The sequence below is a fragment of the Streptomyces sp. NPDC014864 genome, from assembly GCF_043081525.1.
In the GTDB taxonomy this organism is placed as follows: domain Bacteria; phylum Actinomycetota; class Actinomycetes; order Streptomycetales; family Streptomycetaceae; genus Streptomyces.
In genome coordinates this window covers 371,347-393,284 of the sequence record NZ_JBIBWT010000003.1, presented here as the reverse complement: position 1 = coordinate 393,284, position 21,938 = coordinate 371,347, and the positions used below count along the sequence as shown (strand labels likewise).

The window sequence follows — 21,938 nt, the reverse complement described above, 5'->3', positions numbered from 1 at the left end:
CGCCGTCCAGCCCGGCTGGAAAGAAGCTTCCGTTTGTCGCGACGGATGGGGCCGGCCTCCCCGTAGAGCAGATGAAGGCACCACCCGTTCCGCCACGCACCACCGCCCTTCGTCCGACTCGCGAACCCACGAGGTATCTGTGGCTCTCCACTTCGCACTCCGTCTCCGCCGCCACCCGCGGTCGCGGGGACGTGTCGTCGTCGGGTTGCTGACGCTCGTCGTCGGCAGCCTGCCGAGTGTGTCGGCCGACGCCGCCACTCCGTCCTCCGGATCGGTCAGCGACACCGCGCCCACGACCACATGGAGCGCGGGTCCCTTCACCGTCCCGAACACCACCGGCACCGCCGGGACCGTGAACTGCTCGACTCCGCAAGCGTGCGACGACTACGCCCTCGACGTGTCGGTGCCGGCGGGCTACGACGCCGGCCACAGTCTGCGCCTCGACGTCAAGTGGCCCAATTCCGCTGCCGACTTCGACGTGTACGTCCTCGACGCGGGCGGCCGGGAGGTGGCCGCCTCGGCTTCCTCCAGCGACCCCGAGACCGTGCTGCTTCCGGCGGTGACGGCTTCCTACACCGTCCGCGTGGTGCCGTTCGCACCGCTCGGCGACAGCTTCACCGGCACCGCGAGCCTCGTCGCCAACCCGGCCGACCCTCCGCCGAGTACGGCCGTACCGCCGACGTACGGGAACTCCTCGGCTCCCGATTCCATCGCGGACGCACACAACGCCGGTGAACCCTCGATCGGTGTCGACCGCGCCAGTGGCGCCGCGATGTTCCAGGCGTACACCTCGACGCTCAAGGTCACCTACGACAGCGCAGGCACCGCCACCTGGCAGGACAAGAGCGCCCGCGCGGCCAACGGCTGTCCCCAGGGCAGCACGACCAGTCTCGACCCGATCCTGTTCACCGACCCGGCCACCCACCGCACCTTCGAGTCGCAGCTCGCCGGCAAGAGCGCCCTGACCTGCTACACCGACGACGACGGCGAGACGTGGACGCCGACGGGCGGCTCGGGCATCAACTCCGGTGTGGACCACCAGACCATCGGGGGCGGCCCCTTCGCCCCAGGCGGACCGGGCCCGATCACCTCGTACCCGAACGCCGTCTACTACTGCTCGCAGGACATCGCCGACGCCTCCTGCGCGGTCAGCCGGGACGGGGGCCTGACGTACGGGCCCGCCGTCTCGATGTACTCGCTGCTGGACTGCGGCGGCCTGCACGGGCACGTGAAGGTCGCTCCCGACGGCACGGTGTACGTGCCCAACAAGGGCTGCGGCGGGCATCAGGCCATGGCCGTCTCCGAGGACAACGGGTTGACGTGGACCGTTCGCGACAACCCTTCCAGCACCCCCGGTGACTCCGACCCGAGCGTGGGAATCGGGGCCGGCGGGACCGTCTACATGGGCTACCAGAACAGCGACGGCACCGCACGTGTCGCGGTCAGCCACGACAAGGGCAAGACCTGGCTGTACGACCAGAACGTCGGCGCGGCCCTCGGCCTGAAGAACATCGTCTTCCCGGCCGTGACCGCGGGCGACGACAATCGCGCCGCCTTCGCCTTCCTGGGCACCACCACAGGCGGCAACTACCAGGATTCCGCCACCTTCGACGGTGTCTGGCACCTGTACGTGGCCACGACCTACGACGGCGGCCAGTCCTGGGTCACCGTGGATGCCACCCCCACCGACCCGGTGCAGAAGGGATCGATCTGTACGGGCGGCACGACCTGCGGCAAGGACCGCAATCTCCTGGACTTCAACGACGTCACCGTCGACGCCCAGGGCCGCGTGCTCGCCGCCTACGCCGACGGCTGCACCGGCACCTGCGCCACCGGCGGCGCGCAGAACTACGACGCGCTGGCCTCCATCGCCCGCCAGTCCTCCGGCAACACGCTGTACGGCGCGTACGACGCCGGGGTCGGCGGCACGCGCACGGGCCTCAGGACCAAGGGGTCCGGTAAGTGAAGCCTTCGCCCCCGGCGACCGTACTGGTCGGCGCTGTCCTCAGCGTGGCCGCCGCCACCGGATGCTCGCCGACGCCGCGGCACGCCGAGCCCGTGGGCGGCTCACCGCTCACCGCCCCGCGCGCAACACATCCGCCGGCCGGGCAGTCGGCCCACACCGCACCCGGGACATGCCCCACCGCCGCCTCCCTGCCGCTCCCCCAGGACTTCCCGGCGAACCTGCCGGTGCCTCACGGGGCGGTCGTGACCTCGGTGGAGCACCGCACCGGCGACCGGCTCGTCGTCGCCACCGTCGTACGCGGCGGCTTCGACGCCACTCTGGCGTTCCTGCAAAGGCGGCTCCCCAAGGCCGGATACGCCCCGAAGGACGGCGAGGTGGAGGAGGACGACGCCGAGTCGAACTTCGCCTCCGCGACCGTCGAGGGCCGCTGGACCCTGCGGAAGATGCCCGACTGCGAGGAGGGGGTGTACTTGACGTACCTGACGGCTGCCGCCTCGTGAAGGTGGCCGGACAAGGCCCGCCCTTCCCGGCCGGGACTCCCCCCGGCCGGGACTCCCCCCGGCCGGGACCGCCGCCTGCGGCCCCGGCGGGGTTGTCCGCAGCCGTCCCGCGGCCGGGTCGTCACGGGGCGGCGGCCGGCGGGCCGCCGGAGGCTGGTCCGTACGACTGATCAGATCACCGGCGGCCCCGCCTCGATGCGACGGAGCACCGGGGCCAGACGATCCAGGTCGGGGCCGGTCTGGATCTGCCGCTCGTCCCACCAGGTGGCACCGGCGTCGTGCAGCGGACCGATCACGTCCTTGGCCTCGGCCCTGTTCAGGGGCGTGGCACCGCCCAGCACGAACTCGAAGGCCCCTTCGGCCCCGCCCGCACGCTGCTTGCGTACGTACCCGACCAGGTCCCGGACCTCCGCCACGTCCGGCACATGGCCGTGCCGGGCCGTCTCGAACAGCGGCACCGCGCCGTCCCACCCCGCCGCCCGCCGCATGGGCGCACGACGCGGCCAGAACCCACCGATCCACACCGGCGGACCGGGCCGCTGCACGGTCGCGGGCACCAGCGTCACGTCTCGGACCTCGTAGTGCCGGCCGTGATGGTCCACCGGCTCGCCGGACCAGAATCGCCCCAGCAACTCCAGTCCCTCGTCCAGCCGCTCGGCGAGGATGCGCGGCGCGGCCGTGTCGCCGAAGCTGCGGTATTCGTCCTCGACCGGCCCGCCCAGGCCCGCGGCGAAGATCACCCGGCCCCCGCTGAGGTGGTCCAAGGTGGCCACTTGCCGGGCGAGTTGCTGGGGGCGGTAACGAGGGACCGGCGTCAGGAGGGTGCCCAGTCGGATCCGGGAGGTCGCCAGCGCGGCGGCGGTCAGTAGCATCCAGGGGTCCCCGAACGGCCGCCCCTGGTGCTGTCGGTGCAGGACGTGGTCCCAGAGGAAGAGCCCGTCCCAGCCTGCCTGTTCGGCGGCAGCCGCTACGGTCGCGACGTTACGGGGGTCGGCGAAGTCGCCGAAGTTGGGGATGTTGATGGAGAAGCGCATCCCGGCAGGATGCGCTGCCTGCCGTGAAGCGGGCAATCGGATTCGAACCCCGGCGGCTTTATGGCACGCAGCAGGCAGCCGACGGGCGCGGCCCTACGCCGGTCCGACGGGACAGGCGCCGAGGCCGTGATCGGCGTCATGGGCCAGAACCCGCGGAAGGGCAACTCGCATACCTGGGCGGACGTAAGGCGGAGATCTGCGACGTCATCGTCACCGGCATGGTCGCACCGATCCGGATGCCGGCTGCCCGACCGTGACGCTCAGACCGCGATAGCCCCGTCCGGGCAGATGTCCTGGAGCATCAGGGTTTGGCCATCGGGGCCTGCAGTTCGGTCACCCCCTCGTCACGGTCGTCCGGGCACTCCAGGTTGATCTCCCTCGGGTATCCGGCGGACTGGTATCCATTGACGTCGATCCAGCGAGCCAGGGCCTGAGCCCTGGGAAGCACGGCGTCCATCGCGCCGCGGTGGACGATGGTCGCCGCCTGATCGACGGGCGGCAGGTCCAGCACCTGGAAGGCGCCGTCCTGAAGCGCGGCCGTGACCTCCGCCGCGGCGTGGATTTCGTGATCGGCCGGAGTGAGCGTTGCCGGTGCCCGGTTCCGGGATGGGGCACAGCTCGGCCTGGGCGTGTACCGCTGGGTCGTGGAAGGAGCATTCGCGCTGCTGCACTGGTTCCCGCCGCCCGCGCATCCGCTGGGAGATCCGCGACGACATTCATCACGCGTTCGTCACCCTCGGCCGCGCCATCATCTGCTGGCGACGACTGCGCACCGCACTTTGTCGAGAGTCTCACATCCGGGATCTCAGCACGTCGACCTCACAGCCAGGCGCGAAGGGGTCGAAGCCGTGCTCGATCAGCCAGCGAACTATCAGCAGGCTACGCAACGACCACCACGCGTGGATCACGTCGAGGTCGACATCGGTGTCATAGCCGGCGACGACGTCGTCGAGGTGCTCCTCGTGTCCGAGCGTGAAGGTGGCGAGGTCGTACAGGGCATCACCCTGGCCCGCCTCGGACCAGTCGATGATGCCGGTGACCTCGTCGTCGTCGACGAAGACGTGCGCGATCTGCAGGTCGCCGTGCGTGAACGCCGGAGTCCACGGACGGAGCGCGGCCTCGGCGACCTGGCGGTTGCGGATGACGAGGTCGGCGGGCAGGACGTCGTTCGTCACGAGCAACTCGCACTCGTCGTCGAGTTCCGCCGCCAGCGCGACGATGTTCCGGCCGGCCCGGCCAGGTCGGGGCGGCAGCGGGGCGTCATGTAGCTTCCGGATGGCGGCGCCCGCCGCGGCCCACGCCGCCGGTGATCCGGTCGACGGTCCGCCGAGGCGCCCGAGCGTCGTCCCCGGGAGCGCGGCGACCGCGAGCACGGGCGGCTTGCGCCACAGGACCTCCGGGGTCGGGACCGGCGCGAGGGACATCGCCTCGACCTCGACGTCGATGCGCGCCTGATCGGCGTCCACCTTCAGGAACACGTCGCCGACGCGCAGGGTCGCGCGCTCGGAATGGGCGACGACGACTTTGACTTCATTCATGGGCGACCAGTATCCCGGGGGTGACAGCCGACGTCGCCGGGTTGGTTGCGTGCGATCAGGCGGGCTGATCACCTCCCGCTACCCGGCGACCTTGTGTTCGATCGCCTGCGACGGCCAGCTGAATGGCGGGTGCGCTGGGGGCTCGAACTGGAGCACGGGAACTTCCGGAACAGGCGCCGCGTTTCTCCCGCATGCCGGCTATGTGGGGCGCCGCGCTTCCGGCGCTGGCCTTTCTCTTGTTCGTCTGCGGCGCGGGCGAGTTGATGATGCGACGATTCAAGCGGCGCAGCGTCCTCCACCGCGGCCGCGGTCCTGAGCACCGCCCCTTGACAGGATCCGCGTTCAACGAATTCGACCTGGTATTCAACGGCAACAAATCGATCGAGACCGAGCAGCAGCAACGTGAGGCGAACCGCCGCGACGACCAGGGCGACGGCGCCCCGCCGCACACGCGTATCGACCTGGCCGGTGGCACGGCCCGCATCGTCATCCCGCCCGACCGCGAGGCCGTTCGCCAGCCGCGCGGGGGTGCGCAGCAACCCTGAGAAGCCCCCTGGCGACCTCCTCTGGCCCGCAACTGCGAGGCCGAGACGGCGTTCCCTTCATCCGTATCATTCTCGCGGTGGCGTGCCACGGCAGTGGCATGCTCCTCCCTATGCATGAAGATCGGCAGGGCAGGACACCGGCGGGGGTGTGGGGGCGCATCGCGTGCACCTGGGCGGTCGCTTTCGCCACGCTTCATTTCTACTGGGCGCTGGGCGGCAACTGGGGTCTGAGTGTCTCGGCGGGGCCCCTGGCCGAGGAACGCCCGGCGTGGTTCGTGGCGGTGGGCTTGTGGGGTGTGGGGGTCCTGTGCCTTGTCGGCGGTGTGCTGGGATGGCTTCTCGGCCGGCCGCGGCCCCGTGGCCGGGCCGGAGGGGTGGTCAAGGGTCTGGGCTGGTCTGTTTGCGCTGTACTGCTGGTGCGCGGCATCGCGGTTGAGATGTTGTTGCTGGCCGGCACAGCCGGTCAGGAGGCAAACGTAAGTCCGGCGCAGCGGCTGTGGACGCTGGTGTTGTGGAATCCCTGGTTTCTCGTCGGCGGTCTCGTCTTCGGCCTGTCCGCTCGGGAGTTCGGAAGAGCGGACGGTTCGAGTGGCAGAACCGCCTGAATGGCGTCGGGATCACGGGCGGACTGTTCAAGATCATTGTGTGACGAACGACCTGCACACCCTGCTGACCGCACTGTACGTGAAGATCGACGACGAGCCGGACAGGCCGATGGATGGGCAGGCCACCGCAGTCGACCGACTCGGAACTGACTACCCCTCGCAGTCGCCCAGGCTCTGCTCAGCCTCCACATACGGGTACTGCGCCTCCCATTCCCGGTTCTTGGGTCCGCGCCTATACCTGGTGTGCACCCCGGTCGGCATGCCGATCCTGTGGGCGCTGGCGGACCGAAGCTGGACGAGCCCGAAGTACTTCAGGCCACGGGTGGGCAGTTGATCGAGTCGGTGAACGACACCCTCAAGGGTCGGCTCGACCTGGTGGTCGGTGGAGTTCGCGGACGCATCATTTGGAGATGTCGTCCTTGCAGCTCTCCGACACTCTCACCACCTCGAAGACCACCGGGAAATCGATGATCTGCTGGTTCGGGCCCGGCTGTGAGTCGCAGATCTTCCACGCGTCCGGGTCGTGCACCGGACGACCCTGTCCGCTCGCGTCCTTGAAGATCAGGTCGACGTCGGAGCTCATCTGCTCGTACACGCGCCCGGCGTTGCCGCCGATGACATCGGGCATGACGGCGGCGACCGGCTCACGGGCTGCCGAACGACGCGTCTCCGCGGCCTCCGGGCTGGTCGTGGTGCTCGCCGAAACGTCCCGGACGGACGACGCCGCGCAGGCGGTTACAGAGGTCAGGAGCACGGCGGAGAGGACGGGGCGCAAATACTTGGTGACGGTCATGTTCCCCCCAGCGTGACGGCAGTCCGGCCAGTATTCACGATGCGGCAAGGGGAATCATCACCTTATCGATCAACCCACATCCGATGGCCTTGTCCGGTCCCGGCCCGGTCGGTGGCACGGCCCGGGATGGCCGGTCTCGACGGGCCTGCTCCGGCAGGGGGCACGCCGGGCGGAAGTGGAAAAATGCTGGTACGAGCAGGACGAGTCCTGTCCTGGGTCGTCCCTGCTGTTCTTCCGCCCGGCATCCGGCGATTGCTCTGGAGCATGTCTATGACGGCCGGTCCTGTGCAGCCTTCGGCTGCCTCTTCGGCGTCCGGGGACGGTCCTCCAAGCCGCTTGCAGTCGTGCGGGAAGCCGGGGAGCAAGATCAATTGCATGTGAGCGAGGGCGGACGTGGGTGAGCAAACCCTCGCTCACGGCCTCTTGCCCGGCAGGGGCCGCCTCGTCCTGAGCAGTACCGGGGGGACCGGACGCTGCACTGCCTGGAGTCGGGGCGACCCCCACGCCGTGGTCGCCTCACAGGTGGATCTCTGGTCTACGGCCGGCCGCTGTGCGCTGCGACAGCCAGAGGGCGACCGCCTCCGACACCGGCTGTCCGGTCTCCAGCTCGACGAAGCCGAACTGGCCACCCTGATTGCACTCCAGGAACCACCAGGCGCCCTCCTCGTCCACGGCGAAGTCGAAGGCGGCGTAAGCCAGTCCGGCACGGGCAAGGTACTCGTGCACCGACCGGCCGATGCGTTCGGGTACCGGAATCGCCTCCCAGGTGTGCGCGGTGTCGCCGTAGCGCCCGTCGATCTGGCCCGGCTCGGCCGTCTTCCGCGCGGCGAACAGCCGATTGCCGACACAGGTCAGACGGATGTCGGCGCGCTTGGGTATGTACCGCTGCAGCAACGCGGGGCCGGCCGCGACGGCCGAGAAGTCCGCGTCGGGGCCTATCAGGGTGGTGGGCAGGGCCACGCCGGGCTCACCGGGAGGCGGCCCGGAGGCGGACTTCACCACCACGTCCTGGTGCTCCTCCGCGAACTGCCGTGCCAGGCGTGGCGCCGTGGTGAAGACGGTCGGCGGTACCGCGAAGCCACTGAGGTGAGCCATCTTCAACTGCCAGGGCTTCAGGCGGGCCCGGTCGGCGTTGCGCGGATGGTTCATCCACCGCGTGACGGCGGAGAAGAGCATTCCGAACAGCGCCTGACGGGCCTCGGCGGTCAGCCACGGCGAGGGGTGCCTCGCGTGCGCCGCCGGTTCGCCGGGCCTGCGCACCCATACGGAGCGCAGGCCTCTCATGCTGAGCACATGTCCGTTCACAGACAGGTGCCCGTCGAAGTCGCCGTGGGCGTAGTGAGCGGACAGCACTGCCTTGTCGGGAAGGTCGGCAGGATCCAGCCGCACGACGGGCGTTCCCATCCGGTGCAGCTCGGCCACCACCATGTCGGCGGTCACGTCCTCCTCGGACGTGAGGATCAGTACGGTCATTCGATTACGGAGCGTCAATCGTCGAAGTGCGTCTGGGAGCCGGCGGTGGACGTGGTCGTGCCGACAGCCAGCAGCAGGTCCGGGTCACTGACGGCCGGACGGCCATCGGGAAGCACGTTCAACTGACGTGACTCGTCGAAACGATACGGCGTGACCACGGCCGGAAACGCTTTCGGCAAGGCGTACTTAAGGGTGAACGGTCGCACTCGGAACCTCCACGGGTGCAGTTGGGCTGTACGTGGTACTTGTGCGTCCCTACGTAAGGAACGCCTGCTGTTCTGTTGCAGCAGGGACAGGTCGTCACATATCCGCCGCATGATTCGCATCACCTGCATCACTGTTCTCACCTTCCCCACAACTCACACATCGGACGGGACATCAGATCTGTCACACCGTTACGTAAAGTGACTGTGCCGTGACTTGGTCATCAACCCCGGATCGGCAGGCTCCCGTACTTCGCGAACGACCGAAGCCGCAGACAGGCGGCCTCGTGACCGGCGGTGATCAGCCCGCACCCGGAACACAGCGCGCCCCCACTGGCCGCAGAGCACGCAGCCGCCGCTCATGGCCCCGGACGGTTTCCGTCCGCGACGTACCCGCTCGCGCTGAACGGGGCTGTCCGAGAGGGCTCCGAGGCCGTGATCACACGAGTCACGCCGAGATCATCTCCCTGTGGCCGGCGCCCTTGTAGCATCACTCGCCGCATGCACGGGCGAGTGATGGTCGGCCGCCCCTATGGCGCACCATTCCCGGCGGAAGGCAAATGCGTGAAGACAACGGAGCGGCGCTCCTCCGTGGGAAGGAAAGTCGAGTACAGCGTGGCCGCCTGGCTGATCGGTTGGGTGATCTTTCTGGGGTCCGGGTACGTGGCCTCGTTCGTGTTGATCAGCACCTGGGCGAACTGCGACATCGGCACCAACGGCTCCTACCAGCTCGTTGCATGGGTGGTCGCGTCGACCGGCGTGGCGACCGTGTCCACCGTGCTGTGGGCTGTGATGCGCAAGTTGACGGGTCGCGGACGCCTCTTGTGGCCGCTGGTGTTGACGATGCTTGCCAGTGCGCTGCTGCTCTGGCCGCAGCTCGCAATGTGGTACGTGTCGCCCGGCCACCCGGACAGCAAGTGCGAACCGGGCGGCACGCCCGCGGGGTGGCCCAATTGGCTGCCTTTGTGAGGCGGGCCATGAGTAGAGCGGCCGGACGTCGACTAACGGGGTTATCCAGTACGGCGCCGACGACGTGATCACACCCGCCACGGCAAGTCCGTCTCTCCTGTGCCATGGCCGACCTCATCACCACAGGGCTGGGCGGCCTGCCCGTAACGATCGTCACCGCCCTCACTGTGAAGCAGGGTCTGAACCGACTCTGCGGATGCAATGCTCCGGCAGGTGAACTCGAGGGGAGAAGCAACTCACCTTACGCACGCACAGTTTGATGGGCCTTCACCCGCAGACACCTGGGGCCACCCGGAGCGCGCCTCTACGCTGCTACCGCCTGATCAGACAGGGCCTGATCAGTGGACAACCTCCCCGCTCACCGCTCACACAGGAGGTCCACCATGTCCATGCTCTCCCGCATCAAGCGCTCGCGCCGGGCGCTCACCCTCGCCGCCTTCCTCCCCACCTCCCTCATCGGCACGTGGGCCGCTGCCCCGGCTGCCCAGGCCGCTGCTCTCCCCACCCCCGACCACGTGATCGTCGTGGTGTTCGAGAACCACGCCTACGAACAGATCATCGGCAGTGCGAGCGCCCCCTATCTCAACAACACGCTGAAGTCCGGGGGCGGCAACCTCACCAACTCCTACGCCATCACTCACCCGAGCCAGCCGAACTACCTGGATCTGTACTCCGGCGGCAACCAGGGCATCACCACCGACAACTGCTACACCCCGCAGTTCAGCGGCGCCGCGAACCTCGGCTCGGAGCTCATCGCCGCCGGTCGGACCTGGAGCAGCTACAACGAAGGTCTTCCCTCCGAGGGCTCCACCGTGTGCACCAACTCCGCCACCAAGTACGCCCGCAAGCACAACCCCTGGTTCGCCTTCAACAACGTCCCCCTGAACACGGCGCACACCTTCTCGCAGTTCCCGACGGACTACACGACCCTGCCCAAGGTCTCCTTCGTCATCCCGAACCTGTGCAACGACATGCACGACTGCTCCATCAAGACCGGTGACGACTGGCTGAAGAACAACCTCGGCGCCTACGCCACCTGGGCTCGGTCGCACAACAGCATCCTGGCCGTCACCTTCGACGAGGACGACAGCTCGCACAGCAACCACGTCGCCACCGTGTTCTACGGCGCACACGTCGCGCCGGGCAGCTCCACCTCGACGCACTACAACCATTACGACACGCTGCGCACTCTCGAGGACATGGCCGGGCTGACCACCCACGCAGGGGCCGCGGCCAGTGCCTCCGACATCACCGGCATCTGGAACTGATCCTGAGCATGCTCCATGGCGCACCGCCCACACCGGTGAGAACAGGCACCGGAGCGGCACAAGCCCCCGACCGGTGCCATCCGGCCGGGGGCTTGTGCCGTGCACGGGTGCAGCCCGAGCGCGACCGCCCCCCGGCGTCCGAGCCCGGCCGCTCGGCCGAGGTGGGGGCCGGGGCGTGGGGCGAACCATGTGGCTGCCTGGACAGGAGAGCGGGTGCCTCGTGAGGAGGACCGACAGCGCTGCTGTGACGTGTGAGACGAGAGGCCCTGGATTTCGAGCCTCCTCGCCCCACTGATGAGCACTTCGACCGCAACCGGGCTGATCAGTTGATGCAGCGCCACTTTGTTGCGATCACGGAGCGGAGGAGCTCGGTCGCAGGTTGGTGATCGGCGACGGCGTTCAGCGACGGCCCTGCCAGAGTTCGCGCCGTTCGCTGTGCGGGTCGTGGACGACCTGGGACGTGGTGTCGAAATGCATGGTCGTGCGGTGGTGGGGTTCGTACCCGGGCCAGCCGGGGTCGCCGGTGGTAGCGAAGGCGGTCCAGGCGGCGTGCATGGTGTCGGCCAGCTGCTGCGGGGGCTCGGTGCCGATGAGGCCGGTGAAGCCCTGGTCGTGGAGGTTGTGGAGGTTGTCGAAGACGAAGGGGAGCTCGATGGCGTGGCAGGCGCCGAGCCGGCCGTTGTAGGTGGGCGGCTGCCAGGCGAACTCGTAGAGATGCGTCGCCCCTGCCGCGTGGCGGGCGTGGGCCTCGGCGAGGCGGATGGCAGGGATGCGGTAGAACCAGTCGGTGGCGATCGCGGCCAGGAGGTCGCCGGGACCGGCGTCGGGGTGCTCAGCGCGGTAGACGGAGAGGAGGGCGTGGCTGTCCGGTTCGAGGCCGTAGGCCGCCGCGGAAGCGTGCAGTGCCTGTTCCGGGATCAGGTCAAGTGCGCCGGGGGGGACGAGGAAGAGCCGGAACTCGTCGGTGTTGGTGCCGACGAGCACGTCCACGTCGGCTCCCGCCCCGGCGGTGATCGCGTCGATGGGCGGGGTGGGGATGATGTCCCCGTCGACCACGGGTTCGAAGGGCATCAGGTTGAGGGCGGCCTCACCCCAGCGGGCCGGGTCGGGCTCGGCGGAGATGGCGGCGCGCAGCTGCTGCTGGGCCTGGAGCAGGGCCTGTGCAGGCGCCTCGGCGATGGCCGCTCGGGTGGGCGGGACGTCGAGCACCTCGGCCAGCCGCTTGCCGATGAGCTGTGCGGTGGCGGGGGCCAGGGTGTGGTGCGCCGCGCCGCTCTGCAGGATGGCGCGGCGAAAGAGGCCGGTGGCGCGCGGGGCGGCCAGGAGCGCGCCGATACTCATCGCGCCCGCGGACTCGCCGAAGACGGTGACCGTGCCGGGGTCGCCACCGAAGGCGGCGATGTTGTCGCGGACCCACTCCAGGGCGGAGATCTGGTCCAGCAGGCCGAGGTTGGAGATGCCGTCGCCCAGGTAGAGGAAGCCGTCCGCGCCGAGCCGGTAGTTGAGGGTGACCAGGACGACACCGTCGCGTGCGAAGCGGGTGCCGTCGTAGCCGGGGACCGAGCCGGAGCCGTTGGCGAAGGCTCCGCCGTGGATGAAGACCATGACCGGCCGGGATCCGGTGGTGTCCGGGGTCCAGATGTTCAGGTTCAGGTAGTCGTCGCCGGGCTTGTCCACTTCCGGGATGAGCTGGTCGAACGGTGCGGCGTAGGGGGCCTTGGGCGCGGTGGGGCCGTAGCCGCCGGCGTCACGTATGCCGTTCCACGGCGTGGCGGGTTGCGGCGGCCGGAAGCGCAGAGGTCCGACGGGGGGCGCGGCATGGGGGATGCCTTTGAAGGAGGCGATGCCGCCTTCCTCTCGCCGGCCGCGAACCGATCCCTGACTGGTGTGGACGACGGGGTCCAAGGGTGTGCTCCTTTGTCGGCGGGGCAAGGTCGGCGGGCGGGTTGGGCGACTCGTCGTTACGGGCGTGTCCCGGGCAGTGCGGGGGTCAGGGGGCGGTCGCGCCCGCGAGGCGCAACGCGAACTGCGCGTAGGAGTCGGCCACCTGCTCGCGGGGGTAGGGCTGGTCGGGTCCGAACCAGTGGGCGACCTGCATGCCCATGCTTCCGATCGCAGTCGCGGCGAGCGGAAGATCGGGGACGTGGAAGTCACCCTCTTTGATACCGCGTTCGAGGATGTTGAGAAGCAACCCCCGGCAGATACGGCGCAGCTCCAGCGACGGTGCAGCCAACTCTGCTGAGAGTGCGTGCAGTTCGGAGTTCGTCACGACTGCCAGAAGCGGGAAGTCGGTGTGCACGAGCACGTGGGCTCGGACCAGCGCGGTGAGCTGGGCGGCCGTTCCTTGTGCGGCGGGCACGGAGGCGACGGCTTCGGACAGGCGGGTGTGCCACTCCTCGTGGCCGATGCGCACCAGTTCCGCGAGCACGTGCCCCTTGGAGGGGTAGTGGGCGTACAGCGTGGCGGAGTTGATGCCGACCTTGTCGGCGATCTTGCGGATCGACGTGCCGTGGAACCCCGACTCCGCGTACAGGCCGAGTGCCTCGTGCAGGATCCGCCCGCGCGTGCCGGCGGGGGTGACCCCCTGGGGCAGGGCGATGTCCACGACGGCCACCCGCCGCGGCTCCCAGACCGGCACGTCCACAGATTCCTCCTCGCGCCATGACACCGGCGACGCGATGGCAACCAATCGATTGGTTGACACCGTGGCGCTGAGGGCCGATCGTACTGCGGAACAGCACGAAAGCAACCAATCGATTGGTTGGAATTCTTTCGGGTGGTCGGTCCCCCTGCCGCTCTCGCCCGGGCAGCGTCGAAGGAGACGTGCGTGAGCAGCCCCAACGCCAACCTGGCAACACTCCTGGCAGACTCTGCCGCCCGCTTCCCGAGGCGTCCGGCGGTCCGCCTCGACGACGCGGTGCTCGACTACGCCGAACTGGAGGAGATGAGCGCACGCGCGGCTCGTCTGCTCCACGGAGCAGGCGTGCGGGCGGGAGACCGGGTCGGGCTGATGCTGCCCAACACGCCCGCTTTCGCCGTGCTCTACTACGGCATCCTGCGGGCCGGCGCGGTCGTGGTGCCGATGAACCCGCTGCTCAAGGCGCGCGAGGTGGAGTACTACCTCGCCGACAGCGAAGCCTCACTGCTGCTGGCCGACGCCGCCCTCGCCCAGGAGCCGGCCAAGGGCGCGCTCGCCGCGGGCACGCCGTGCATCGAGGTCCCCGCCGACGGTATGGGCCGGCTGCTGGTGGACGGTGAGCCGCTCCCGGGCGTGGTGTCTCGCGAGCCCTCGGACACGGCCGTCATCCTCTATACCTCGGGCACCACCGGCCGCCCCAAGGGTGCCGAACTCACCCACGCCAACCTGCGGGCCAACACCGACACCACCCGACGCACCCTGCTGGAATCGACCGAGCAGGACGTGGTCTTCGGCGGGCTCCCGTTGTTCCACACCTTCGGCCAACTGGTGGGTCTGAACTGCGCGGTGGCAGCCGGGGCCTGTCTGACTCTGCTGCCCCGTTTCACCCCGGGCAGGGCACTCGAGATCATCGAACGGGACAGGGTCACCGTCTTCGTGGGCGTGCCCACCATGTACGCCATGCTGCTGGCGGCTCCCGAACGCGAGAGCCACGACGTCGGCTCACTCCGGATATGCGTCTCCGGTGGGGCCGCCCTCCCGGTGGAGGTGCTGCGCGGCTTCGAGAAGGCCTTCGGCTGCGTGATCCTGGAAGGCTATGGGCTGTCCGAGACGTCCCCGGTGGCCTGCTTCAACCATCCCGGCCGCCCGCGCCGGCCCGGCACCATCGGCACGCCGATCGACGGCGTCGAGATGCGCGTCATCGACAAGGACGGCACCGACCTGCCGGACGGCGAGCCGGGAGAGGTCGCGGTCCGCGGCCACAACGTCATGAAGGGCTACTGGCGCCGCCCCGACGCCACCGCCGAGGCCGTCGTCGACGGCTGGCTGCGCACCGGCGACATTGGGGTGAAGGATCCCGACGGCCACTTCCGGATCGTGGACCGCAAGAAGGAGATGATCATCCGCGGTGGCTTCAACGTCTACCCGCGCGAGATCGAAGAGGTGCTGTACGAGCACCCCGCCGTCGCCGAGGCGGCGGTGATCGGAGTGCCGCATCCGACCCACGGCGAGGAGGTCGTCGCCGTCGTCGCGCTCAAGCCCGGCGCCGAGGCGGCCCCGGACGGACTGAAGGAATTCGTCAGGACGCAGGTCGCCGCGTACAAGTACCCCCGTCAGGTGTGGATCGTCGAGGCGCTGCCCAAGGGGCCCACGGGAAAGATCCTCAAGCGGGAGATCAAGTCGCCCGCAGCCAACAGAGCTTGACGGCGCATCGTGTAGGCAGCTCCGGTTCGCATTGGTCGAAACGGTCGGCGGCCGACTCACTCCGGTAACCGCCGCTCCCGGTTGCCAGTGCCCGGGGGGGGCCACGCGACCAGCCCCCGGCCCGATCGGCAACGGTGCCGGACGGCCTGGCCCTCGCGCCGCACATCGGTTCTCCGGGGGCGCCTCCCGGGGACTACCGGCGGGCCTCCGTCCCGAACCACCCGCATCCGCCGCTCCCGTTCCTGTCCCTTCGCGCAGGGCGGCGGATGAAGCACGGTCGCGGACGGTGACGACTCTCCGAGGGCGCACTCGGCTCTTTCGGCTGGGCCGGTGACAGACCGGCGCCGGACATCACCCCCAGCGGCAAGTGCCGGGCAGATGCCATGGAACGCGACGAACAAATACTCGCCGCACGGATCTTGACGATCCATACCTACCGGTCAGTACGATCGCGCCACCCCTCGAACGACACCGGTGCCCTCCGCATGAAGGGGCGAGTCGTGCCTGCGACACGCCCCCACCCGCCTGCAGACATCCCTGCCGTGAACTGAACCGGGGAACACCCCGGCGCGGTCCTTTCCCTCCCCGTCTGACGCACCCCAAGTACCTTCCAAACCCCACCCTGGGAGACTCCCCATGAAGAGATCCGTCGTGATCTCGGCCGTCGCCGCGGCCGGTGCCCTCCTCGCCGTGCAGGCTGCGATCCCCGCGGAGGCGTCAAGCGCCTCCACCTTCGGCTCTTCCAGCAATCCCATCCTGTTCGTGCACGGCTACACCGGTGACGGCAGCAACTGGAACACCATGGCCGGCCACTTCCAGACCGACGGCTGGCCGTCCTCCTACCTGGACCAATGGACGTATGACTGGCACCAGTCGAACGCCACCACGGCCCAGCAACTCGCCTCAGAGGTCGACAAGCTCCTCACCGCCACCGGTGCCTCCAAGGTGGACATCGTCAGCCACTCCATGGGCGGGCTCTCCTCGCGCTACTACCTGAAGAACCTCGGCGGGACGTCCAAGGTCGACGCCTGGGTGTCGCTGGGCGGCCCGAACCACGGGACCGACAGCGCGAACACCTGCTTCGACACCTCCTGCACCGAAATGCGCATCGGATCCGATTTCCTGAACGCCCTCAACGCGAACGACGAAACCCCTGGCACGCCCCGTTACGCGACCTGGTGGTCGCCGTGCGACACGGTGATCAACCCGGACAGTTCCGTGTCTCTGTCCGGGGCGTCCAACACCAAGACCGCCTGCCTCAGCCACACCGGCCTGCTCACCGACGCAACGGTGTACGCACAAACCCGCGACATGATCAACAGCTGACCTGGCCGACCGCCTGGCAGGGACCCCGGACCCCACAGCCGCTCACCGCAGGTCCCTGCCGGGCCGACTTCACGAATGCGGGCACTCCGCCAGGCACCGCCCGCTCCAAGACGCCGCAGTGCACGTGCGCTGCTGGGCCTGTGCCCATCGTGCCCCATCGGCATGTTGTCCACGACATGGCTGGTCCAGCGGCGCAGTCCGGGACCCCGAAACGTCTCGACCAATGTGGCAGCGCCTCCCGTGCACCAGGGGCTAAGAGTGGGAGAGGCTGACGTGGCGGCGGCCTGAAGGACGACGGGGGTATCCACCGGCTGGGGCGCTCCCGCGGCAGGTCATGCGCGGCCGCTCTCCGCAAGCGCCTTGATGCCGCGAAGGGTGGCCTCGATCCCCGCGCGCAGTTCCTTCATCCGCAAGGCGATGATCTCCTCCTCCCGGTCCGGCCAGCGCTCGATGGCCAGAGTGACCCCGCTGCGGCCCGGCCCGACGAGGGCCGACTGCCGCAACCGGGTACCCCCGCCTTCGGCCTGAAGTTCGTAGCGCCAGGACGCCAGGGACTTCGCCGGGTCCAGCGTCGGTTCGCCGTACCGGCCGTCCGCGTCCGTCACTGCCCAGGCGAAGACCCGTTGCTCGTCGAGCTCGACCACATGGGAGACGGTGCGCCACTCGCCGAGCTGCTGGTGATGGTTGAAGCCCTCGAAACGCGCACCCGGCAGGGGACGGTCCGCGCCGTCGAGCCACGCCACGCGTTGCAACTCCGGGCTGAGCCGGGCGGGCAGGCGAATGTCGGTCACCAGCTCCCAGACCCGCGGCGGGTCTGCCTCTATGTGCACATCACAGTGCACGCTGGGACCCTCGGCAAATCGCATGTCGCCCCCTCGGTGTCGGACTGCTGTGTGATCATCCACAGCTTTGCTCCCCTTCCGCAACCAGGCCTTACCTTGCCGTGCAAGCTCTCGGTCCGTAATGCGACAGTCCGAATCGGCCTTCGAGCTGTCGACATGTGCGACTGGATCTCACCCACCACCGGCAAGGCTGAGATCGCGGTGGATCCCGACATCAACAACCGGCCCGCCACTACCTCGAAGGTCCGCGATCAGGCAGATCAGGCGGATCCGGCACGGGTATCGAAGCCGTTGCGATCGAGTGCTGCTCGGATCCGGCCGAGCCACTCTGGGCCCAGCCGGCGCCCGTTGGGGAGTTGGTCGCCTCGATCCCAGCGCCACGCTGTGATCATCGCCAGCACGAGGATCCGGCACTCGCGCAGCAAGTCCTGATTGACACCCGGACAGTGCCCGCTGACCTCTTCGGGGGCATGGGCGAGGTCGAATTCGACGGGCCCCCCTTGGCCCATGCGCTGCACCTGTCCCTCGACGACCTCGCCGCCGCCTGCGCGAAGGACGCAGGAGGCGGCGAGGGCGGCGAGCAGGCCATGTCGGCGTGACCGTCAGGCGCGCGCCGTGCGGCTGAATCGCAGATTGGCGAGCAGGGCGCTGGCCCGGTCGCCGCGGCGGCCGGGCCGCGCACGCGGGCAACGGCTTACCGCGGCTTGGTCGCGATCTGGATCAGGTTGCCGCACGTGTCCTCGAGCACCGCGGTGGTGACGGGGCCCATCTCCACGGGCTCCTGGGTGAAACGGACGCCGAGGGCGCGCAGGCGCTCGTACTCCGCCTTCACGTCCTCGACGGCGAACTGGGCGAGCGGGATGCCGTCCCGCACGAGCGCGTCACGGTACGGCTTGACGGCCGGGTGGCCGGCGGGTTCCAGGAGAAGCTCCGTGCCGTCGGGCTCGTCGGGTGAGACGACGGTCAGCCACCGAGCCTCCTCACCCAGCGGAACGTCGTGCTTCTTCATGAAGCCGAGGATCTCGGTGTAGAACTGCTCGGCCTTGGCTTGGTCGTCGACGAAAACGCTGGTCAGATGGATCTTCATGGGCCACTCTCCTCCGGTCCGGACGTGTCGGGCACGGGCCGTCGCTCGGTGATCTGCCGCAGCGGGGCTGTGTTCAGGTCATGGAACTCATGACTTGCTCGCCCTGGTGCAGGGGAGATTCTGGCCCGCTCGCTCGCTGCTGTGCCGCTACGCGGCACGGGCACCGGGCGGGCTTCCGCGGCTTCCTGCTTCGTCGCACTGTGCCAGAACGGGTCCGGCGTGAAGGCCAGCCACCCCATACTGCTGCCCGCACCCACGGCCCCGTGCGAGACGACGATCAGCGAAGGCCGTCGCCCTGGACTACGCCGCGAACATCGCGCCCGGGGGGCGGGGAGAGCAAGCGGATGGCCCGAGCCCGTCAGCCGGCTGAAGGCGGACCACGGTCTCAGCCGAACGGGGAGGCGCTTCCCGGCCTGCATCCACGGGGGACGCTGTTTCCGCTGATGTCGAAATCCCCGCAGGTCAGGAAAACGTGGTTGAGCCTGCCGAGCGTGAAGGCGAGTACTCCGACAGCCACGATCGCACCGACGACTCTTCTCTGCTGACGCGCGGAGAGCTCGGATCCCCCGAACAGCAGGATCTGGAGGAGTAACCAGGTCAGCAGCGGTGCGCCGATGATGCTGAGGATGCCGCCGGCCAGAAACAGCACCTCTCGCGACAGGCCGCCGTCGCGGGGCACGATGGCGGCGAGGGCCAGCCAGCCGCTGGGCATCGCCAGACAGGCCAGGTACACCCATCCATGCCGCGGCAGGCGTTCACGGAGCAGCAGGGCGCTGATCAGCACACCGGTCGACACCGCCCAGAGGGTGAGCACCTGGTAGTAGAAGACGACGTGGTAGGCGCCGAGCGTGAAAGCCGGCTCCCAGATCGTCAGCGCTCCGCCGCCCGCGACGACGGCAGCCGTTGCTTCCCAGCGTCCGCCGTCCGGCCCGCCCCCACTCGCGGAGGCTCGGTCCGGGGGGCGGTTCTCCTCATCCATGAAGGTCCATATCCGATGCGGCGGCATATTACGGACATCGTAGGATCAGGTGCTCCGGGTCCTGGGGCTGATAGCCCGTATCTTCCCTTGTTTTGCAGTCGATGGGCGTATGCGCGCGCTGTGCCACCGGGTCAGGAGTCGAAACGGCCACGCCAGGCAACACGGTTCCGGAGGGGCGCTTACTTCTCAGGTCATCGACCGCGGCACGGCCGCCTGCCACGATCGCAGGCGTACGCAGCCCCGTCGGCCGAGAGGACACCATGCCCGCCTACGCCATCGCGCATCTGCAGGAGGCCGCTCCGCACCCGGAGATCGCGGAGTACATCGAGCGCATCACCGCCACCTTCGAGCCGTACGGCGGCCATTTCCTCGTGCACGCCACGCAGCATGAGGTCAAGGAAGGCAGCTGGCCCGGGCACGTCGTGGTGATCTCCTTCCCCGGGATCGCCGAGGCACGGGCCTGGTGGGAGTCCCCCGCCTACCAGGCGATCGCACCGCTGCGCTCACGGCACATCGAAGGCGACATCATCCTGGTCCCGGGCGTGCCCGACGACTACGACCCGGTCGCCACCGCCAAGACGATGCGGGCAGCGCTGCCTGCCCAATAGTGGTCACGGTGTGGCTGGTGTGATCAGGGCGCCGGAAACGTCCTGGACAGCGCCTCGCTCCGGCACGAACCGCGTGCCTTCAGGAGGCCGGCCGTCGCGTTGCGGTGACGCCACGTCAAGTGCCGAGTCACAGTGGCTGGGCACCGACGGTTGTGACGCTCACCAGGGCAACGGTCCCGCCGCGTCGAAGTACCCTCCGGTGGGGCCGTCCGGGCCCAGTTGGGCCATGCGGACGATGATCTCGGCGCCCTCCTCGACCGTCTGGATCCCGGTGTTGCCGTTCAGGTCCGTCTTGGTGAAGCCGGGTTCCACGGCGTTGACGCGCATGGCGGGGAACGCCTTCGCGTACTGCAGGGTGATCATGTTGACCGCGGTCTTCGAGGCCGGGTAGGCGACTCCTGGGTAGGCGGCGGCCGGGTGGTCCGGGTCGGCCATGTGCGCGAGCGACGCCAGTCCGCTGCTGACGTTGACCACGACCGGCGACGCGGATCGCCGCAGCAGCGGCAGGAAGGCGTGGGTGACGCGTACCGTGCCGAACACGTTGGTCTCGAAGACCTCCCGCATCATGGCGGCGGTGACGTCCGCCGCCCCGGTCACCTCGTTGTGCGGGCCGCGCGCTTCGATGCCGGCGTTGTTGATCAGTACATCGAGGCCGCCGTCGGCCTCCATCGCCTTTACCGCGGCCGCGACGGACGCGTCGTCGGTGACGTCGAGCTGCACGGCCCGCGCCATGCTGCCCAGTTGTTCGGCCGCGCGGCGGCCCCGGTCCGCGTCCCTGCTGCCGATGCAGACGGTGTGGCCCGCGGCGAGCAGGCGGCGGGCGGTCTCGTGGCCGAGACCCTTGTTCGCTCCGGTGATGAGTGTGGTGGTCATGCCTTCACGATCCGTCCCGCCCGCCCGGCCGGCCAGGCGTCCCGTCTTCCTGGGACCAGCGGTACCAGGAAGACAGGCGGCGGGCGGGCCACACTGGTCGCATGGCGACGGCGGAGTTCGGCAAGGCGGTGCGCCGCTGGCGCGACCGGGTCACGCCCGAGACGGCAGGTCTGCCGGCGGGCGGCCGGCGGCGTGCGGCCGGGCTGCGCCGCGAGGAGCTGGCCCTGCTGGCCGGGATCTCCGTCGACTACGTCACCCGGCTCGAGCAGGGCCGTGCCACCAGCCCCTCGAGCCAGATCGTCGAGGCGCTGGCCCGGGCGCTGCGGCTGTCGCAGGAGGAGCGTGCGCACCTGTTCCGGCTGGCCGGGCTCGCGCCGCCGGGCCCGGAGACGGTGCCGGCGTACATCACCCCGAGCGTCCAGCGGCTGCTGGACCGGTTGACGGGGACGCCCGTGGCGGTCTTCGACGCCTCCTGGACCCTGCTCATGGCGAACGCTCCCTACGCGGCCCTGATGGGCGATCCGTCCGGTCGGCGCGGCAACGAACGCAACGGTGTGTGGCGCCATTTCCTCGGCCCGGGAAGCGGGGCCCGGCGCACGCCGCAGGCGCAGCGCGATCACGAGGCCGCGCTCGTCGCAGACCTGCGCGCGGCCGCCGAACGCTACCCTGCCGACCGGTGGCTGCAACGGCTGATCGCCGAACTGCACGCGGGCAGCGGGCGGTTCGCCGAGCTGTGGGACACGAGCGCCGCCGGCCGCCACGAGGCCTCGCGCAAGACCATCGACCACCCCCGGGTCGGGGCGGTGACGCTGGACTGCGACATCCTGACCGTGTCGGGCAGCGACCTGCGGATCATGGTCTACACCGCCGAACCAGGCACGGATGACGCCGAACGTCTGGCCCTCCTCACCGTTCTGGGGACCCAGAACCTCGGCAGTCCCACCTGACACACACCGCCCGGAGAGCCACAGTCGTAGCAGGACAGGG

Annotated in this window: 23 protein-coding genes and 3 pseudogenes; 13 read left to right on the top strand and 13 right to left on the bottom strand. The window is 69.3% G+C overall.

All coding sequences use genetic code 11. The features are described from left to right. Window positions 1-238: 238 nt before the first annotated feature. Both ACF1A5_RS08330 and ACF1A5_RS08325 read left to right on the top strand, forming a co-directional pair. Window positions 239-1,966 carry a sialidase family protein gene (locus ACF1A5_RS08330; RefSeq protein ID WP_392192041.1) on the top strand — a complete coding sequence of 576 codons (1,728 nt, stop codon included), beginning with the start codon at window positions 239-241 and terminating at the stop codon, window positions 1,964-1,966. Beyond that, window positions 1,963-2,466 carry a hypothetical protein gene (locus ACF1A5_RS08325; RefSeq protein ID WP_392192040.1) on the top strand — a complete coding sequence of 168 codons (504 nt, stop codon included), beginning with the start codon at window positions 1,963-1,965 and terminating at the stop codon, window positions 2,464-2,466. Before ACF1A5_RS08330 ends, ACF1A5_RS08325 begins: the two co-directional genes overlap by 4 nt. Before the next feature lie 170 nt (window positions 2,467-2,636). On the opposite strand, the gene ACF1A5_RS08320 is transcribed toward ACF1A5_RS08325, so the two are convergent. Next, window positions 2,637-3,500, bottom strand: coding sequence for an LLM class flavin-dependent oxidoreductase (locus ACF1A5_RS08320; RefSeq protein ID WP_392192039.1), 864 nt, complete (start codon window positions 3,498-3,500; stop codon window positions 2,637-2,639). Window positions 3,501-3,608: 108 nt separating this feature from the next. Between ACF1A5_RS08320 and ACF1A5_RS08315 the strand changes: the two are divergent. Beyond that, window positions 3,609-3,757: pseudogene (locus ACF1A5_RS08315) on the top strand (MazG-like family protein); the annotation flags it as partial. A 44-nt stretch (window positions 3,758-3,801) separates the two neighbouring features. On the opposite strand, the gene ACF1A5_RS08310 reads toward ACF1A5_RS08315, so the two are convergent. Further along, complete coding sequence (locus tag ACF1A5_RS08310; RefSeq protein ID WP_392192038.1) at window positions 3,802-4,011, bottom strand: hypothetical protein; 210 nt, start codon at window positions 4,009-4,011, stop codon at window positions 3,802-3,804. A gap of 280 nt (window positions 4,012-4,291) precedes the next feature. Beyond that, window positions 4,292-5,038: a phosphotransferase family protein gene (locus ACF1A5_RS08305; protein WP_392192037.1), complete on the bottom strand. Its 747-nt coding sequence runs from the start codon at window positions 5,036-5,038 to the stop codon at window positions 4,292-4,294. Window positions 5,039-5,238: 200 nt separating this feature from the next. Between ACF1A5_RS08305 and ACF1A5_RS08300 the strand changes: the two genes are divergently transcribed. From ACF1A5_RS08300 to ACF1A5_RS08290, 3 genes and pseudogenes are all read left to right on the top strand, one after another. Then, window positions 5,239-5,583, top strand: coding sequence for a DUF6191 domain-containing protein (locus ACF1A5_RS08300; protein ID WP_392192036.1), 345 nt, complete (start codon window positions 5,239-5,241; stop codon window positions 5,581-5,583). A gap of 110 nt (window positions 5,584-5,693) precedes the next feature. Beyond that, window positions 5,694-6,188: a DUF3995 domain-containing protein gene (locus ACF1A5_RS08295; protein WP_392192035.1), complete on the top strand. Its 495-nt coding sequence runs from the start codon at window positions 5,694-5,696 to the stop codon at window positions 6,186-6,188. Window positions 6,189-6,375: 187 nt separating this feature from the next. Beyond that, window positions 6,376-6,474, top strand: a pseudogene (locus ACF1A5_RS08290) (IS982 family transposase); the annotation flags it as partial. 114 nt (window positions 6,475-6,588) lie between these two features. Here the strand turns inward: ACF1A5_RS08290 and ACF1A5_RS08285 are convergent. From ACF1A5_RS08285 to tgmA, 3 genes are all read right to left on the bottom strand, one after another. Further along, window positions 6,589-6,981, bottom strand: coding sequence for a hypothetical protein (locus ACF1A5_RS08285; RefSeq protein WP_392192034.1), 393 nt, complete (start codon window positions 6,979-6,981; stop codon window positions 6,589-6,591). Between the two features lie 516 nt (window positions 6,982-7,497). Continuing rightward, a complete protein-coding gene (gene tgmB, locus ACF1A5_RS08280) occupies window positions 7,498-8,454 on the bottom strand; it encodes an ATP-grasp ribosomal peptide maturase (protein WP_392192033.1) in 957 nt (318 codons plus the stop codon). Window positions 8,455-8,468: 14 nt separating this feature from the next. Continuing rightward, on the bottom strand, window positions 8,469-8,660 hold the full coding sequence (gene tgmA / locus ACF1A5_RS08275; protein ID WP_392192032.1) for a putative ATP-grasp-modified RiPP: 192 nt from the start codon (window positions 8,658-8,660) through the stop codon (window positions 8,469-8,471). 612 nt (window positions 8,661-9,272) lie between these two features. On the opposite strand from tgmA, the gene ACF1A5_RS08270 reads away from it, so the two are divergent. After that, window positions 9,273-9,626 carry a hypothetical protein gene (locus tag ACF1A5_RS08270; protein ID WP_392192031.1) on the top strand — a complete coding sequence of 118 codons (354 nt, stop codon included), beginning with the start codon at window positions 9,273-9,275 and terminating at the stop codon, window positions 9,624-9,626. A 383-nt stretch (window positions 9,627-10,009) separates the two neighbouring features. Continuing rightward, window positions 10,010-10,894, top strand: a complete 885-nt coding sequence (locus tag ACF1A5_RS08265; protein WP_392192030.1) for an alkaline phosphatase family protein — start codon at window positions 10,010-10,012, stop codon at window positions 10,892-10,894. A 399-nt stretch (window positions 10,895-11,293) separates the two neighbouring features. Here ACF1A5_RS08265 and ACF1A5_RS08260 read toward each other — a convergent pair whose 3' ends face one another. Next, a complete protein-coding gene (locus ACF1A5_RS08260) occupies window positions 11,294-12,799 on the bottom strand; it encodes a carboxylesterase/lipase family protein (protein WP_392192029.1) in 1,506 nt (501 codons plus the stop codon). A gap of 85 nt (window positions 12,800-12,884) precedes the next feature. Further along, window positions 12,885-13,538 (bottom strand): TetR/AcrR family transcriptional regulator, encoded by a 654-nt coding sequence (locus ACF1A5_RS08255; RefSeq protein ID WP_392192028.1) that lies wholly within the window; start codon window positions 13,536-13,538, stop codon window positions 12,885-12,887. A gap of 183 nt (window positions 13,539-13,721) precedes the next feature. On the opposite strand from ACF1A5_RS08255, the gene ACF1A5_RS08250 reads away from it, so the two are divergent. Together ACF1A5_RS08250 and ACF1A5_RS08245 are read left to right on the top strand one after the other, a co-directional pair. Further along, window positions 13,722-15,236 carry a long-chain fatty acid--CoA ligase gene (locus ACF1A5_RS08250; RefSeq protein WP_392192027.1) on the top strand — a complete coding sequence of 505 codons (1,515 nt, stop codon included), beginning with the start codon at window positions 13,722-13,724 and terminating at the stop codon, window positions 15,234-15,236. A gap of 636 nt (window positions 15,237-15,872) precedes the next feature. After that, window positions 15,873-16,562: an esterase/lipase family protein gene (locus ACF1A5_RS08245; protein ID WP_392192026.1), complete on the top strand. Its 690-nt coding sequence runs from the start codon at window positions 15,873-15,875 to the stop codon at window positions 16,560-16,562. Between the two features lie 332 nt (window positions 16,563-16,894). On the opposite strand, the gene ACF1A5_RS08240 is transcribed toward ACF1A5_RS08245, so the two are convergent. Beyond that, complete coding sequence (locus tag ACF1A5_RS08240; RefSeq protein WP_392192025.1) at window positions 16,895-17,428, bottom strand: SRPBCC family protein; 534 nt, start codon at window positions 17,426-17,428, stop codon at window positions 16,895-16,897. A 236-nt stretch (window positions 17,429-17,664) separates the two neighbouring features. Further along, window positions 17,665-17,901 (bottom strand): annotated as a pseudogene (locus tag ACF1A5_RS08235) (aminoglycoside phosphotransferase family protein); the annotation flags it as partial. On the opposite strand from ACF1A5_RS08235, the gene ACF1A5_RS08230 reads away from it, so the two are divergent. After that, window positions 17,851-18,003, top strand: coding sequence for a hypothetical protein (locus ACF1A5_RS08230; RefSeq protein ID WP_392192112.1), 153 nt, complete (start codon window positions 17,851-17,853; stop codon window positions 18,001-18,003). The pseudogene ACF1A5_RS08235 and the gene ACF1A5_RS08230 overlap by 51 nt on opposite strands. Before the next feature lie 95 nt (window positions 18,004-18,098). Here the strand turns inward: ACF1A5_RS08230 and ACF1A5_RS08225 are convergent, their stop codons facing one another. Both ACF1A5_RS08225 and ACF1A5_RS08220 read right to left on the bottom strand, forming a co-directional pair. Further along, complete coding sequence (locus tag ACF1A5_RS08225; protein ID WP_392192024.1) at window positions 18,099-18,491, bottom strand: VOC family protein; 393 nt, start codon at window positions 18,489-18,491, stop codon at window positions 18,099-18,101. A gap of 385 nt (window positions 18,492-18,876) precedes the next feature. Next, window positions 18,877-19,470 carry a hypothetical protein gene (locus ACF1A5_RS08220; protein WP_392192023.1) on the bottom strand — a complete coding sequence of 198 codons (594 nt, stop codon included), beginning with the start codon at window positions 19,468-19,470 and terminating at the stop codon, window positions 18,877-18,879. Between the two features lie 260 nt (window positions 19,471-19,730). On the opposite strand from ACF1A5_RS08220, the gene ACF1A5_RS08215 reads away from it, so the two are divergent. Then, window positions 19,731-20,078 (top strand): DUF1330 domain-containing protein, encoded by a 348-nt coding sequence (locus ACF1A5_RS08215; protein ID WP_392192022.1) that lies wholly within the window; start codon window positions 19,731-19,733, stop codon window positions 20,076-20,078. 159 nt (window positions 20,079-20,237) lie between these two features. Here ACF1A5_RS08215 and ACF1A5_RS08210 read toward each other — a convergent pair whose 3' ends face one another. Then, a complete protein-coding gene (locus ACF1A5_RS08210; protein WP_392192021.1) occupies window positions 20,238-20,951 on the bottom strand; it encodes an SDR family NAD(P)-dependent oxidoreductase in 714 nt (237 codons plus the stop codon). A 101-nt stretch (window positions 20,952-21,052) separates the two neighbouring features. Here ACF1A5_RS08210 and ACF1A5_RS08205 point away from each other — a divergent pair, with 101 nt between their 5' ends. Further along, window positions 21,053-21,898, top strand: a complete 846-nt coding sequence (locus ACF1A5_RS08205; RefSeq protein WP_392192020.1) for a helix-turn-helix transcriptional regulator — start codon at window positions 21,053-21,055, stop codon at window positions 21,896-21,898. Window positions 21,899-21,938 lie beyond the last annotated feature (40 nt).

Coding starts and splice junctions, on each gene's coding strand:
- ACF1A5_RS08265 (WP_392192030.1), top strand. CDS start 10,010: ATGTCCATGCTCTCCCGCATCAAGCGCTCGCGCCGGGCGCTCACCCTC.
- ACF1A5_RS08285 (WP_392192034.1), bottom strand. CDS start 6,981: ATGACCGTCACCAAGTATTTGCGCCCCGTCCTCTCCGCCGTGCTCCTG.
- tgmB (WP_392192033.1), bottom strand. CDS start 8,454: ATGACCGTACTGATCCTCACGTCCGAGGAGGACGTGACCGCCGACATG.
- ACF1A5_RS08305 (WP_392192037.1), bottom strand. CDS start 5,038: ATGAATGAAGTCAAAGTCGTCGTCGCCCATTCCGAGCGCGCGACCCTG.
- ACF1A5_RS08220 (WP_392192023.1), bottom strand. CDS start 19,470: ATGGATGAGGAGAACCGCCCCCCGGACCGAGCCTCCGCGAGTGGGGGC.
- ACF1A5_RS08295 (WP_392192035.1), top strand. CDS start 5,694: ATGCATGAAGATCGGCAGGGCAGGACACCGGCGGGGGTGTGGGGGCGC.
- ACF1A5_RS08245 (WP_392192026.1), top strand. CDS start 15,873: ATGAAGAGATCCGTCGTGATCTCGGCCGTCGCCGCGGCCGGTGCCCTC.
- ACF1A5_RS08225 (WP_392192024.1), bottom strand. CDS start 18,491: ATGAAGATCCATCTGACCAGCGTTTTCGTCGACGACCAAGCCAAGGCC.
- ACF1A5_RS08210 (WP_392192021.1), bottom strand. CDS start 20,951: ATGACCACCACACTCATCACCGGAGCGAACAAGGGTCTCGGCCACGAG.
- ACF1A5_RS08320 (WP_392192039.1), bottom strand. CDS start 3,500: ATGCGCTTCTCCATCAACATCCCCAACTTCGGCGACTTCGCCGACCCC.
- ACF1A5_RS08205 (WP_392192020.1), top strand. CDS start 21,053: ATGGCGACGGCGGAGTTCGGCAAGGCGGTGCGCCGCTGGCGCGACCGG.
- ACF1A5_RS08215 (WP_392192022.1), top strand. CDS start 19,731: ATGCCCGCCTACGCCATCGCGCATCTGCAGGAGGCCGCTCCGCACCCG.
- ACF1A5_RS08300 (WP_392192036.1), top strand. CDS start 5,239: ATGTGGGGCGCCGCGCTTCCGGCGCTGGCCTTTCTCTTGTTCGTCTGC.
- ACF1A5_RS08240 (WP_392192025.1), bottom strand. CDS start 17,428: ATGCGATTTGCCGAGGGTCCCAGCGTGCACTGTGATGTGCACATAGAG.